Source organism: Faecalibacterium sp. i25-0019-C1 (assembly GCF_042854225.1).
Taxonomy (GTDB): domain Bacteria; phylum Bacillota; class Clostridia; order Oscillospirales; family Ruminococcaceae; genus Faecalibacterium; species Faecalibacterium taiwanense.
Window position 1 is genome coordinate 2,519,861 of the sequence record NZ_AP031428.1, and the last position, 13,439, is coordinate 2,533,299.

The window sequence follows — 13,439 nt, forward strand, 5'->3', positions numbered from 1 at the left end:
TTTTACAATTCCCGGAACGGATCGTGCTCCGTAGTCTCCGGGCTGTCCGGCACTTTCTGCCAAAGCTCCCGTACCGAGCGGTAGCCGTACTGCCGATGATGCGGGTCAAAGCTCACCGGCACATCCCGCTGCGGAGCCGTGCCCGGCTCCAGCGGGTCGGCGTCCAATAAGATCCGGCTCTGCCGTCCCGGACACAGCGGCGGTTCCGCTTGCAGCACCTCCTGCAAGCTGCCCGGGCGTACTCCCAGACAGAGCGGCAGGGTAGGCGGGCAGCAGCGGCGGCCGAGATACAGCGGAAACACCGGGTGCAGCAGCGCCTGCTGCAGCTGCTGCAAAAGGGCGGCATCCTCGCTTTCAATACCGGCCAGAAACACGGCGTCCTGCAAATAATGGCGGTAGGTCACATAAGAGGTCTTTTCATCCTGCGTCTTTGCCGTGTGGTAGTCCACCAGCAGCTGCCCTTCCCGCTCCACGCGGACGCCGAACCGCAGCCCGGTCAATCGGAGCAGTGCTTCGCGCTCGTCCCGCCGCAGCCCCAGAGCTGCCGCCAAAAGGCCGATCACGCCGCTCTTGGTGGGTTCACGGCCCGTCTTGCGGGTCTCAAATTTGGAGTCCGCGCCCCACGCCTGTAAAGGCGCTGCCAGCCGAAGCAACAGCGTTGCCATTACCCCACCTCATTTCCGGCAAGTGCATCCCGGACAGCCTTTTCCAGTGCGTCCAGCATAGCCTTTGCCGTCTGCGCCGGAGCCAGTTCCTCCAGCCCGCTGCCCACGGTAAAGCTTTGCGCCGGGGCCTCGGCAAAGCTGCTGTACATCTGCTGCGCATACTGTGCCAGTGCCGCCTTGGAAGGCGCGGCATACCCCTGCGCACTGCGGGGCACAGCACGCTCGAATGCGCCGCACAGGTTCACCGGCTGATCCTCCCGCAGGGTCACATATACCGCATCCGGCAGAGTGCGGTTTGCAAAGGTGTTCTGCTTGCCGGTGGGCATGGAGAAGAGGAACGCCTCACCAAAGGCCCGCACCGTTTCCGCGGCCTGCGCTGCACCCAGCTGCCCGGCCAGCTCCATCACGTTCACTGTGGCATAGCGGTACAGGGTGGAGGAGTTGTACTCCACCGTGCCCAGATGGCCTGCACCGGCGTTGTCCTCTGCTTGACAGTCATCCACGGCGGTAAAGTAATCGTACTCGTTCTGCACAGCATGAGTGGAGATGCTGTGCGCCACCTGCGCAGCAGCGTCATAGTTCAGAGAAGGCTCATCTGCCACCATGCGGCCAAACAGCGCCATGTCCATCGAGGGCGCTGCTTTCAGGGCATCCCGATACTGCTTTTTATCCGCAGAGCCCTCCACAACCAGCTCTGCCAATGCCTTTGCCTGCGCAGCGCTCATGAAGAACAGTGCCTTGGTGCCCTTATCGTCGCTCTTGATGCCCGCATTCTCCAGCGCTTTTTTTGCCAGCTTGTCCGCATCCAGTTCCGGGGCCAGTGCAAGGATCTGCTTCTTTACCAGTTCTGCGGCCTTTTTAGTGCGCTTGCCCACGTCCAGCTGAGCATTCTCCGCAAAGGCTGCGCGCATGGCATGCTTCCATGCCTGCGAGGATACCCGGGCGCGGAGCACACCGCCGTACACTGCCGTTTTTGGGCTGCCGGTATCGTCCCGGTTGATGCAGCTGGGCGGGACGGTCTGCAAAATGTGGAAATCAACATACAGGCGCTTATTCATGATCAATTTTCCTTTTCTTTCTCATCCGGTGCAGGCTTCGGGTCGCGGTACAGGTCCTGTCCCCACCGTAGACGAACATTGGCGGGGGCCTGCGCATATCGCGGGTCGGTGCATTGCAATTCATACAGGTCTGCCGCAAGCTGCGGATAGTCCAGCGGGATGCCGCCATCCTTTGCCGCGCTCAGCAGCTGGATCATGCCCCGCAGATGGTAGCTGATCTCGGTAATTTCTTCTGCGGTGGCCAGCGCATTGAACCGCCGGAGCACACTGGCCTCGGTCCAGTCCTGTCCGGCACTGTTCCGCTCTGCCAGCTGCCGCACCGCACGCCCCAGTGTGTTGCCAGGGCAGTTCATAAGGCGGTCGTTCCCCTGCTGATGCATAGCATACAGGGTCAGGGCGAGGTAGACCGCCCACTCTGCCGCCGAGGGAGCACTGCGGCCCTGAAAGCTTTCCGGCATTTCCAGCAAAAAGCTTCCCCACAGTTCCGGCAGCTCTCCGGGTACGTGGCCGATGCCCCGACGCAGCTTTGCCAGTTCTGCCCGCCGCTGGTTGTCCGGCAGAGCCTGAAGCCTGTGCAACTGCTGCGCCGCATATAGTTTGACGTCCTGTGTTTTCATACAATTCTCCCTTTATGGTTCTGTTTTGGGATAGATCTCCCAAAGCCTTGTGCGGAAACGATTATAGGCCTTTGGCGAGGTATACAGGATGGTGCGCTCGGTCTTTTTATCCTTATCCACCACAATGCGGTGTCCCTTCAGGGCGGCATTTCCGGCCTCCATCACCATCTGTTTTCCAAGCTTTTCCGCGATGTTTCGCGCCTGCGCCTGCCAGCGCAGCGCTGCCTCATCCGGGTCGTCCTGCTCCGGGTCGATCGCCTGCAGCCACTGCCGAAAAGGCTGATCCACTGCAAAGTAGAATTGTGCACGAACCGCGCCGCCTGCATTTTCATTCCGGTCACCGGCGGCAATTGCCAGTTCCTGCGCAAAATGTCCGACCAGCGCCGCTGTCTGTTCACAGCGCTCGATTTCTCTGACGATCCGACTCCGCCATGGACGCCCTATCTCATCCAGAATCCCTGCCTGAAAGGTCAGGCTGTCGCTGAAAGAATCATTTACAAAGAAGTCCTTATCGCCATATTGGACACCGGAGATGCGGAAATGTACCTTTCTGCGGGGATCCAGAAGTTTCAATCTCTTTTCCTGCAACTTTTCGATCCAGCATACAACGCCCGGGCGATGCCCACTGTCCTGACAAAAGACAGCCGGGAACTCCCGCCAGAATTGTTTAGCCGGGTCATGACGACAGGGCACAAACACCACCGGTTCATTTTTCTTGATTGGCATCGTGCGCCAGATGGTCATCTGTTCGGCAAAGACGTTTTCTCTGGGGAAGAAATCTCCTCCCAGCAGACAGAACCCATCCACATTCTCCCCTGTCCTGTGCAGCAACAGCCTTCTGGATTGCAGGGTGAGCAGCTGTGCCGGGTTGTCCGGGCAGCAAATTTCTGTCCGTTCCGCGCTCTTTGGTGCTTCCAATTCCCAACAGGGCTTGCTTTCGCCCCAGCATTCCCGGCTGTCGCGCAGCAGCGTCAGGTTCAGCATCAGGGTCTCGTACAGATTATCGCCCTGTGCCTGAATAAAACCGATTTTGCCCAGCCACCCGGCTCCTACTGACGGAAGTCCCTTTCCTTTTGGCTTCGCGGAGGTGTCATCATAGCCGTTCACGCACAGCAGCCACCGCGCCGCCTGCGGATAGCTCAGCTGCTCCTTGCTCTGCCCCGCATACAGTGGAAAGAGCCGGAGTTTATTGCTGCTTTCCGACATTTCACCGTTGAGTTTGGCCGCGCCGTATTCCGTGCCGATCTTTGCCTGCGGCACCTGCCAGAAGGGGTGTGTCGGGTGGAACAGCCAGAAGCGGTCCTTCCACTGCTCCAGGTAGTCCCGGACAGGCTCTGCCGGGAAATGCCCAAGCTGCCACAGCTCGCTCCAGCGCTCCAGTGCATCATCGCTCTGTGCCAGCGGTTGGGGTTTCCCCTTTGCATCCACCCGGGAGAACACGGTGAACAGCACCGCCAGCAACAGCCGCAGCACGGCGGCATCCTGCGTGGGCATTTCGCCTGCCAGATCCACATAATCCTGCGCATGGAGCAGTGCGTCCGTCAAAGAAACTTCCTGCACCGTATTGTCTGGCCGACGAACCCGGACCCACGGCTCCGTCAACAGGTTAAATTCGATTTCCTTCATCCGTTTCCTCCTTTTGGTAATATAAGCCGTTTTCACGGTCATAACAAAGTTCCATGCCCGCAAGCCGGGCAGTCAGGTTTTCATCCAGCAGCAGGATCAGTTCTCCGTGCAGCAGCGGCGACAGCTGCCACGCCGCAAGGCGGCTGCGGTTATCCGCTTCCAACTCCCGGATGACCCTATCCACCTTCCACGCTTTGCCGAACACCGCCGGGAGCCGCAGCTTCTGCCGGGCAATCTTCAGTGCCGTTTCCGGCGGGGGCGGGCTGTCAGCAGCTACGGCGCTGCCACCCTCCTGCCACGGCAGAAAGTGGATGCTGCCGTCTGCCCGACACTGCATTACAAGCACCTCTACCGAGGGGTCGCCGTCCCGCACTGCTGCCCGCGCCGCCGGGTCGGAGCGGGCACCCTCGTTCTGCATCCAGTCGTCCAGCGTATTCAACTGCGCCAGCCGGTGCGTTTCCGGCTGCGGCACAAGGTACGCCTCGGCGCGCGCTTTCTTTTTCTCCTGCGTCTGCTCATATACGCAGCGCATTTCCTCCCCCTGCGCTCCACCGGGAGCTTCCCGCTCCCAGCCGTAGACCTGCTGCACCAGCGGAGAGATTTCCTCCGGCAGCCGGATGCTCCGGGGCAGAAACTTCCGGGTGCGCCAGAGCAACCACTGTCCATATACCGCCTCGCTGCCCGCATCAAAGGCATCTTCCCCGGTGTCCAGCACCGCGCAGCAGGCCTGCTGTAATGGGGCGGGGCGGCTGCGGCGGTGACGGTGCAACCGTCCGATGCGCTGCAACAGCAGATCCATGGGGCAAAGCTCTGTAACAAGAACATCCAGATCAATGTCCAGCGACTGCTCCATCACCTGCGTGCCCACCACGATCAGGTCGTTCCGGCGCTCCGGTGCAGAGCCCTTGCCAATGCGTGCCATCAGCTGGTTTTCCCGCGCTGCGCGGTCCGGCATCAGGAACTGCGCATGGAACAGCTGCACCTCTTTGTCCGGCAGGCTTTCCCGCAGCAGCTGCGCGATCTTCTGCGCTTTTTTGACCGTGTTGACGATCACTCCCGCGCAGCCGCCCTCTGCCAGCTTCCGGCGCAGCAGCGCGGGCAACTCCGGCTCTGTGAGCGTGGTCAGCTGCACCGTTTTACCGGGTGCGTCTGGTGGGATGGCCGTCTGCTTTACCTCTGCGCCGTCCGTCCATGTCAGCAGCGGATAGCCGCAGCTGGTTTTCCATGGGGCGTCCGGGACAGCCTTTTTCTGCTGGTAAGCCTCGACCAGTTCCGCGCGCCGCCGGGCAGGCAGGGTGGCTGACAGCAGGATGACCGGCACCTTGTACCAACCCAGCCATTCCAGTGCGCGGTCCAGATAGCAGTTCATGTAGGTATCGTAGGCGTGGCACTCGTCAATAATGACCACCTTGCCCGCAAGCCCCAGATGCCGCAGCATAACGTGCTTCTGGGCAAGTGCCGCCAGCAGCAACTGATCCACTGTGCCAATCACAAAGTTTGCCAGCAGTGCCTGCTTGTTTCCCCGAAACCACTGGTGTACCTGCACCTGATGCGCTTCCTGCGCGTCCTCCTCCAACTGCACTCCGCGCCCCTGCAGCCGCAGATAGCACTCGTTCAGTTCTGCCATGCCGTGTGCCAGCTTTATAGCCTGCGGCAGCGTCTCCTCAGACTGTGTGTCTGCCCAGCCAAGCAGCCGGGGAAAGATGCCGTTTGCCGTGGCCTGTGTGGGCAGTCCGAAAAAGACACCACCCAGCCCGAACCGGCTGGCCATGACCTCCGCAGCGGCCAGCGCCGCCTCGGTTTTACCCACGCCCATCTGTGCTTCCAAAATCAGGATGCCCGGTTCCGCTGCGGTATCCACAGCCTCCAGAACAGCCCTCTGCACCGCATTGGGCGCAAAGCCGAACCGCACCGCAAACTCCTGCGGGTCTGCGATGCCCGGCTGTGCCTCCCACGGGAAGGGCAGCGCCAGCTTTTCCCAAGCCCTGTCCACCCGCGCCGGGTAATCCTCCATGCTGCCCAACTCCTCTACCGGGATCAGGGGAAAGTATTCCGTATTGCTGGCGATCCAGTCTGCCATGATCAGAAGTCCGGTCAGAAGCACTTCCTCCTGCGGATTCAGATCATCCAACTCCGCTGTGTCGTCAAAGCCACAGTCCTGCAAAACAGTCATGAGCAATTCTGTCCAGAAGTCCTCCCAGACCTTTTTCTGTCCCTTGGGGTAGTAGTTGCTCTCCCAACCCTCTAACTGATCATCGACCGCCGCGCAGCTCTGTGGCTTGCCGTGGTGCGCCCCCACAATGGAGGCGATCCCGCCGGGGCAGTCATCCCACAGCAGGACTGCCTCGCCCGCCCGGGCATGCGGCGACTCCCGGCGGTTCTGTTCAGGACAGTCCAGCGGCGTCAACGTTTCCAGCCGCTGCCGCGCCTCCGGCAGGGTGCGCAGGATATTTGCCTGAAAGGCTACCGTAGCCTTGCCTATATCATGGATTCCACCCAAAAACCGGGCATGCGCGAGCAACGCTTCCTCGCACTCAAAGCCCATGGCCCGTTTTACGCTTTCGGGGAGCCACTGCCGGACTAGCCGCTCCATGATGCCCGCCGTATCCCACAGATGCATCCAGAGCGGCAGCCACAGGCTGGTATTTTCTGGGTCCGTTTTACCGGCCAAAAACCTTGTTTTATTCAACGTCCTTCGCATTTTTGCTCCTTTTCCGGTGTGTGCCTTCCATGTACCGAGCATAACAGATAATGTGTACTATAATCCGTACTTTTTGTATTTTATCTCCGCAAATGAAAAAAGCGGCACACCGGGTCGTGCCTCATCAAAACGAAAGTGTCCTCGCAAGGTAAAGAAACCTGCTATTTATAGCCCGGTTCCGTTTTCTGTTTCAAAGATACGCTTCTGCCCTTCTGCTGTCAATGACTCTGCGCCAATTCATCAAAGCTACAAAAAAAACGATTTCTTTTTTGTATAAAAAACCGCCCCGGCTTCCATTGCGGAAACCGGGGCGGTTCGTTTATTTTATTGGTGCTTTTTCAAGCGCTCACGCAATCACTTGCGGGGATTTTTGATAGCAGCCTGAGCGGGTGCCAAAATTACAGAGCGTTGGGGAAGAATGATAATACGTTTTTATCTTCGCGCAAATCCTACTCCAGAAATATTTCCTGTTCGATCGTGACTCCGTATTGCAAAATCTTATCCTTTCTATGCAAAAAAGCTGCCGCACCGGAAAAACCGGCGCGGCAACTCTTTTTGCAGGAACCTGTACCGGCGCTACGGGACGCACCAGCCGCAGGAACACACTTATTTACCAAAGACGGCAACGTAGTCCTTCTGGAACTTTTCAATGCCGGCATCAGTCAGAGGGTGGTGGATCATCTGCTCCAGCACCTTATATGGCACGGTGGCAATGTGTGCACCGGCCAGTGCGCAGTCCGTGATGTGGATAGGATTGCGCACCGAGGCAGCGATGATCTCGGTATGGATGTCGGGGTAATTGCCGAACATCTCTGCAATGGTCTGAATCAGGTCGATGCCGGGCTGGCCGATATCGTCCAGACGCCCCAGAAAGGGGCTGACATAGGCAGCACCGGCACGGGCAGCCAGCAGCGCCTGATTTGCGCTGAAGATCAGGGTGCAGTTGGTGGGAATGCCCTCGCTGCTCAGCACCTTGATGGCCTTCAGACCCTCTGCCGTCATGGGAATCTTCACTACCATGTGCGCAGGATCCAGTGCGTAGATAGCACGGCCTTCCTCGATCATCCCTGCAGCGTCCAGCGTAGTGGCCTTGACCTCGCCGGAGATGGGGCCATCCACAATGGAGGTGATTTCCTTCAGGGTCTCGGCGTAATCACGGCCTTCCTTGGCGATCAGGCTGGGGTTGGTGGTGACACCGGCAATGATGCCCATATCGTTTGCTTTGCGGATCTCGTCCACGTTGGCCGTATCAATGTAGAATTTCATACCTGTATTCCCCTTTTTTCAGCAGACGCTCACTTCAGCAGCGCCCTGCAGGTGCCTGCGTATGCTTTTTTTACGGGCTGTGCCCTTTTTTCCTCTTATAAGGAGACGTTTCCGTCCCTGGTCATGCTGATCAGATCCTGTGCCACCAGCTCCAGATGGCTGTGCATATAATGCTCGGCGGCATCAGCATCCCCTGCCTGCAGAGCCGCCAGAATTTTGGCGTGGGGCATAATGGCGTTCAAGGCGTTCTGGTTGTGCTGGAAGGTGCGCTGCCGGAAGTTTTTAATGCGCTCACAGGTCTGATGGTTGATCTTGATCAACAGTTGGTTCCGACTGGCTTTGACGATGCTGGTGTGGAATTTTTCGTCATACTTTGCAATGGTGGCAGCATCCTGTTTTTCCACTGCTTCGACAAATTTTTGATGGATGTGTTGCAGTTCCAACAGATCCTCGGGCTGGCTGCGCTCTGCCATCAGGCGGGCAGCCAGCGGCTCCAGTGCGTTGCGCACCTGCACGCAATCCAAAAGCTCCATTTCGTTGGCTCTGAACCACTGCACTGTCTGCTCTGTGCCCGCCTCCTTATCACTTGCCACAAAGGCTCCGCGCCCGGGGCGGATCTCCACAAGCCCCTTTGCCTCCAACAAGCGGAATGCTTCCCGCACGGTGCCGCGACCCACTCCCAGCTGCTTGCTCAGGGTCATCTCCGCAGGGAGCTTGGTATCCACTGCATAGGTACCGTCCACAATACGGTCTGCAATGACCTGCTCCACCTGCTGCACGATAGACACCCGCTTCAGACTGTTCAGTTCTGTTGCCGGTTCTGCCATAAGGACCAGCCTCCTCCTCTTTAATAATACGCAATAGGATATTTTTTGGTACAAAAACAGCCCCCGTAGCAGGGATGTGCAAAGCTGCGCTCCTGTCTTTCTTAGAACAATTATAGCGCGGTCTATTGTATGATGTCAAACACTTTTTGAAAAAACCGGTTGTTTTTTGAGCAAAGAGCTTTAATTGCCGTATTCCACCTGAAATTTGTGAATGAAACACGAAAATTCTTTCATAGTTTGAAAATACCTGTTGACATTTCCATGCGCAGTGTGTATGATAAAGGCAAGATGGATTGTAGGACATCATACAATCAAAAACACTGTCATGAATAGTCTGCATAAAGGAGATATCGTTATGAAGATCGCGCTTATCAACGAAAACAGTCAGGCCGCCAAAAATGGCATCATCGAAGCCGCCCTGAAGAAGGTGGTGGAGCCCATGGGCCACGAGGTGGTCAACTACGGCATGTACGCCGCCGATGACGCTGCACAGCTGACCTATGTGCAGTGCGGCATTCTGGCTGCCATCCTGCTGAACAGCGGCGCTGCGGACTACGTCGTTACCGGCTGCGGCACCGGCGAGGGTGCAATGCTGGCACTGAACAGCTTCCCCGGCGTCATCTGCGGCCATGTGGAGGATCCCGTGGACGCCTACACCTTTGCCCATGTCAACGACGGCAACGCCGTTGCCATGCCCTTTGCCAAGGGCTTCGGCTGGGGCGGCGAGCTGAATCTCGCGTACTGCTTTGAGAAGCTGTTTGGCTTCGGCCACGGTCAGGGCTACCCCAAGGAGCGCGTTGTGCCCGAGCAGCGCAACAAGAAGATCCTGGACGGCGTGCGCGCTGCCACCTTCAAGCCCCTGATCGAGTGCCTGAAGAGCATCGATCAGGATCTGCTGAAGGGCGCTGTGGCCGGTGCAAAGTTCTCTGAGCTGTTCTTCGCCTCCTGCAAGGACGAGGAACTGGCCGCTTACGTCAAGACCCTGCTGTAACTTACCGCACCTGCACGACAAGAAGTTCCGGCAGTACCTCCCTATTTATCATTTTCCCACACAGGGGTCGGTCTGACCCGGTCCCGGAAAAACCGTCAGCGCACGAGAGAAACTTCTCTTGCGGTGACGGTTTTCTTTTTGTCGGCATTGCCGCCCATGGCAAGGCGGCGACGCATGAGTCGTGTTCACTTTTCCGGCAATACCGCATTTTCAACTGGCGCAAACTGAAGGACGGAACGCCGGTCTTTGGCTACCAGTGCAATATGCGAACCGTCAACCCGACCCGTTCCTTCGTTCTGGAGCACAACATGACCCAGCAGCTCAGTTGCGACGCCATTTCCATCCCGGAGTGGAAGCTGGAACTGATGGCGAAGAAGATATTTGAAAAGGTCTGGGGCAATCAGAATAAAGCCATCCTTCGTGCCTGCAAGATGATTGAAAGCTGTCAGAACGGAAAAGCCGCCACACGAATGTCTGCTGCACCGATTCAGGGCCAGATCGAAAAAATCAAAAAACGCAAGCTGAACTACGCTGCCATGCGTGCAGACGGCGAACTGCCACGGGAAGAATATCAAGCCCTTTGCAAACAGGCAGATGACGAGATTGTCCGCTTGGAGCAGGAACTGAAAGCCCTCTCCCCTGCGCCCGAACCGCAGACGGTTTCCTCGGACATGAAAGTAATCTACGATTTTCTCTCTCAGAAGGTCGATGTGCACGGTGCCCGTCTTGCTCCCGAATTGATTGAGCAGTTCGTTGAAGTGGTCACCCCCTTTGCCGATTACGCCTACCGCTGGAAGCTGAACACCGGCTGCAAGAAGTCCAAAGAGGAGCGCACTGATCTGATGGCTGTATCGGAAAAGCCCATCCTTACCTTCACCATCGACTTTGAAACCGCCAAGCGTTACCGGGAAGCCAACAAGATGCCCCACCAGTTCCGCCGTGCAGCGTGGACCGACCTGACTGTGGAGGTGTATCTGTGATGCTTCTGGGAAGCAGCTCTATGTTAAACGCAATTCATCTCATACATGAGCGAACAAATAAAGCCCACCGCCAAAATTGACGGTGAGCCTTATTTTACGCTTGATTTTTAACGATAATTCGCTATAAGGTCCTTATGCTCTCGGGTTTTTAATAGCAGCCTGAGCGGCAGCCAAAATTGCAGAGCGTTCACGGCAACGGTGTGCTTTTCTTTTAGCACGCTGTATCTCCAAAGAACGGCTTCACTGTACTAAGAGAAACTCCGTTCCGCTTTGCCTTTTCCTGCTCATAGGTCACACGAGTAGCTTCTTCAATAAAAGCTCTGACTTCCGGAGTTGCTGTTGACCATGTGACATTAAAGCGTCTGCAAATTTGATAAAATGTGCGATAAAATGCATCACGCTCTGCATCACGCTGAAAATATTCTTTTGCACTCATCAAACACACCTCATTTCAAGTAAGTTACAAAGATGTTCATTGCTGCCTCACCAGAGAGTTCATAACGCGGTGCTCCGCCAAAACTCGGCAATGGACAAGCTCCATAGTCCCGGACATAATGCTCTGCCAGCTCCGGAACCTTTGCCTCGAACGTGACCGTCCCGCCGCATTCATGGTCAATCGACAGCTTGATTCCGTACGCAATCAACACCCGGCCAATGCCCTGATACTTTTTAGAATGCCCGACAATTGTCGGATTGCTTTCCGGCTGGCTCTCAATGTAGGTAATGTGAACCATCACGTCATTTTCCAATATTTCGTATGCAGCCAGCGCAACTAATTCGCCATCACTCGTCTTTAAGGCATACTTTTCAAAGGCATCATCCTGAATATAATCTGACAACCAGCTTGTTTGCCAGACGGGTTCTTTTTCAGTCTGTACCGCGTCAGACTTTTTCATGCGCACGATTTTCACACTGATATTCTGACTGCCGTCTGTTTTTATGATAAATGGTACAAACCTTGCCATATAGACCCCTTTTCAAGCTGAAGTGTCGTTCTCCTTATTATTATACTCATCCATTCGTAATTTTTCAAGCTACACAAAAAGCCCCTCGGCCTTCCATTACAGAAAGCGATGGGCTTGATTTGCTTTTGAACTGTTTTATCTCGTTGGAAAGATTTTATCTTCTCAGGTTTTTGATTGCAGTTCGGATAGCTGTCAAAATTGCTGATCCTTCAAAATCAATCCAGTTCTTCTCCATTGGTTTTAATCACATGCTGATACCAGTAAAATGATTTTTTACGGGAACGCTTCAATGTGCCATGGCCTTTGTCGTCCATATCCACATAGATCATACCATAGCGCTTTGCCATTTCGCCGGTGCCTGCCGAAACGATATCAATGCATCCCCAGGGCGTATAGCCCATTACCGGCACATGGTCCTTTTCAATGGCTTCCTTGATGGCACGGATATGGCCGCGCAGGTAGTCGATGCGGTAGTCGTCCTCAATGGTACCGTCCGCATTGACCGTATCCTTTGCACCCATGCCGTTCTCTACAATAAACAGCGGCTTCTGGTAACGGTCGTACAGCTCGTTCAGCACATAGCGCAAGCCGTCCGGGTCGATGGGCCAGCCCCATGCCGTGGTTTGCAGGTAGGGGTTGGGCGCGCCTTGCTGGCCGCCGGTGGTCGTGGTGTTGGCCGAGAAGCGGTCAAACACGGTGGTTCGGTAATAGGAAAAGGCTAGGAAATCCGAGGGATACGCTTTTAAAATTTCTGCATCCCCCTGCTCCATTTTTAACGTAAAGCCATATTCGTCAAAAATCGACTGTGCATAGTTGGGATACTCACCATGGAACAATACATCCGAAAACAGCAGCGCCTTGCGCCGGAACGCATAGGCTCCAAACACATCTTCCGGGTGGCAGGTGGCCGGATAAATGCCGGACAGCGCCAGCATCGCGCCCATCTGGAAATCCGGGTTGATGATCTTTGCCGCTTTGTTTGCCAATGCCGAAGCTACCATCAAATGATGCAGTGCCTGGAATTTCAGCCCTGCCTCTGCATCCGGCGTTTCGCCCTGATTATACGATTTTTTGCTTCCGGCCTCCGATGCTGCATCGTTGGAAAGGCCCAGTGTCCAGTAACCACCCAGCACGTTCACCTCGTTCACGGTGACCCAGTATTTGACCTTATTGCGGTAACGCTGGAACACTGTGCTGGCATAGCGCAGATAGAAATCGATCAGCTTCCGGTTTGCCCAGCCGCCATAGGCCGTGGCTAGGTGCACCGGCATATCAAAGTGCAGGATGGTGACCAGCGGCTCAATGCCATGAGTCAGCATTTCGTCAAACACTTTATCGTAGAATGCAAGGCCTGCCTCGTTGGGCTGTTGGTCGTCTCCGTTCGGGAAGATTCGTGTCCAGGAAATGGAGAGCCGCAGCACCTTGAAACCCATTTCTGCAAACAGAGCAATGTCTTCTTTGTAGTGGTGGTAGAAGTCGGTGGCCACATGGCTGGGATAGTAATAGTCATCCTTCAGGATGCCCTGTGCACCCGCCGGGATGCATTCGCCCAGCCCGATCGTTCCCTCACGTCCATCCGGGAAACGGTAGAAGATCCGGCGCGGCTGTTCCTTGTTGCCATCGGTAATAAGATCCGCGACTGCAAGGCCTTTTCCGTCCTCCGCGTAGCCACCCTCATACTGGTTGGCTGCTGTGGCACCGCCCCAGAGAAAATTCTGCGGAAATCCCATTTCGTTCTCCTTT

Annotated in this window: 12 protein-coding genes; 2 read left to right on the forward strand and 10 right to left on the reverse strand. The window is 56.2% G+C overall.

The annotated features are described in order from the left end of the window. Positions 1–2: 2 nt before the first annotated feature. From cas5e to ACGHUK_RS12430, 7 genes are all read right to left on the reverse strand, one after another. Entirely contained in the window at positions 3–665 is a 663-nt protein-coding gene (gene cas5e / locus ACGHUK_RS12400) for a type I-E CRISPR-associated protein Cas5/CasD (protein WP_291015588.1), read from the reverse strand. Beyond that, positions 665–1,723 carry a type I-E CRISPR-associated protein Cas7/Cse4/CasC gene (gene cas7e, locus ACGHUK_RS12405; RefSeq protein WP_390574449.1) on the reverse strand — a complete coding sequence of 353 codons (1,059 nt, stop codon included), beginning with the start codon at positions 1,721–1,723 and terminating at the stop codon, positions 665–667. The genes cas5e and cas7e overlap by 1 nt, the downstream gene beginning before the upstream one ends. Before the next feature lie 2 nt (positions 1,724–1,725). Beyond that, entirely contained in the window at positions 1,726–2,340 is a 615-nt protein-coding gene (gene casB / locus ACGHUK_RS12410; protein WP_390574450.1) for a type I-E CRISPR-associated protein Cse2/CasB, read from the reverse strand. 12 nt (positions 2,341–2,352) lie between these two features. Then, a complete protein-coding gene (gene casA / locus ACGHUK_RS12415; protein WP_349935549.1) occupies positions 2,353–3,966 on the reverse strand; it encodes a type I-E CRISPR-associated protein Cse1/CasA in 1,614 nt (537 codons plus the stop codon). Beyond that, a complete protein-coding gene (cas3, locus tag ACGHUK_RS12420) occupies positions 3,947–6,667 on the reverse strand; it encodes a CRISPR-associated helicase Cas3' (protein WP_349935550.1) in 2,721 nt (906 codons plus the stop codon). The genes casA and cas3 overlap by 20 nt, the downstream gene beginning before the upstream one ends. A 606-nt stretch (positions 6,668–7,273) precedes the next feature. Next, positions 7,274–7,933 (reverse strand): fructose-6-phosphate aldolase, encoded by a 660-nt coding sequence (fsa, locus tag ACGHUK_RS12425; RefSeq protein ID WP_120079850.1) that lies wholly within the window; start codon positions 7,931–7,933, stop codon positions 7,274–7,276. Positions 7,934–8,028: 95 nt separating this feature from the next. Next, a complete protein-coding gene (locus ACGHUK_RS12430) occupies positions 8,029–8,760 on the reverse strand; it encodes a FadR/GntR family transcriptional regulator (protein WP_349935551.1) in 732 nt (243 codons plus the stop codon). Between the two features lie 355 nt (positions 8,761–9,115). Here ACGHUK_RS12430 and ACGHUK_RS12435 point away from each other — a divergent pair, with 355 nt between their 5' ends. Both ACGHUK_RS12435 and ACGHUK_RS12440 read left to right on the forward strand, forming a co-directional pair. Further along, positions 9,116–9,751 carry an RpiB/LacA/LacB family sugar-phosphate isomerase gene (locus ACGHUK_RS12435; protein ID WP_120079840.1) on the forward strand — a complete coding sequence of 212 codons (636 nt, stop codon included), beginning with the start codon at positions 9,116–9,118 and terminating at the stop codon, positions 9,749–9,751. A 308-nt stretch (positions 9,752–10,059) separates the two neighbouring features. Continuing rightward, entirely contained in the window at positions 10,060–10,731 is a 672-nt protein-coding gene (locus tag ACGHUK_RS12440) for a hypothetical protein (protein ID WP_371292456.1), read from the forward strand. Between the two features lie 211 nt (positions 10,732–10,942). On the opposite strand, the gene ACGHUK_RS12445 is transcribed toward ACGHUK_RS12440, so the two are convergent. From ACGHUK_RS12445 to ACGHUK_RS12455, 3 genes are all read right to left on the reverse strand, one after another. Continuing rightward, positions 10,943–11,167, reverse strand: a complete 225-nt coding sequence (locus ACGHUK_RS12445) for a hypothetical protein (protein ID WP_143405585.1) — start codon at positions 11,165–11,167, stop codon at positions 10,943–10,945. A gap of 10 nt (positions 11,168–11,177) precedes the next feature. After that, positions 11,178–11,696: a hypothetical protein gene (locus ACGHUK_RS12450; RefSeq protein WP_390574451.1), complete on the reverse strand. Its 519-nt coding sequence runs from the start codon at positions 11,694–11,696 to the stop codon at positions 11,178–11,180. A 215-nt stretch (positions 11,697–11,911) separates the two neighbouring features. Continuing rightward, complete coding sequence (locus ACGHUK_RS12455; RefSeq protein ID WP_097774445.1) at positions 11,912–13,426, reverse strand: glycoside hydrolase family 1 protein; 1,515 nt, start codon at positions 13,424–13,426, stop codon at positions 11,912–11,914. Positions 13,427–13,439: the final 13 nt, after the last annotated feature.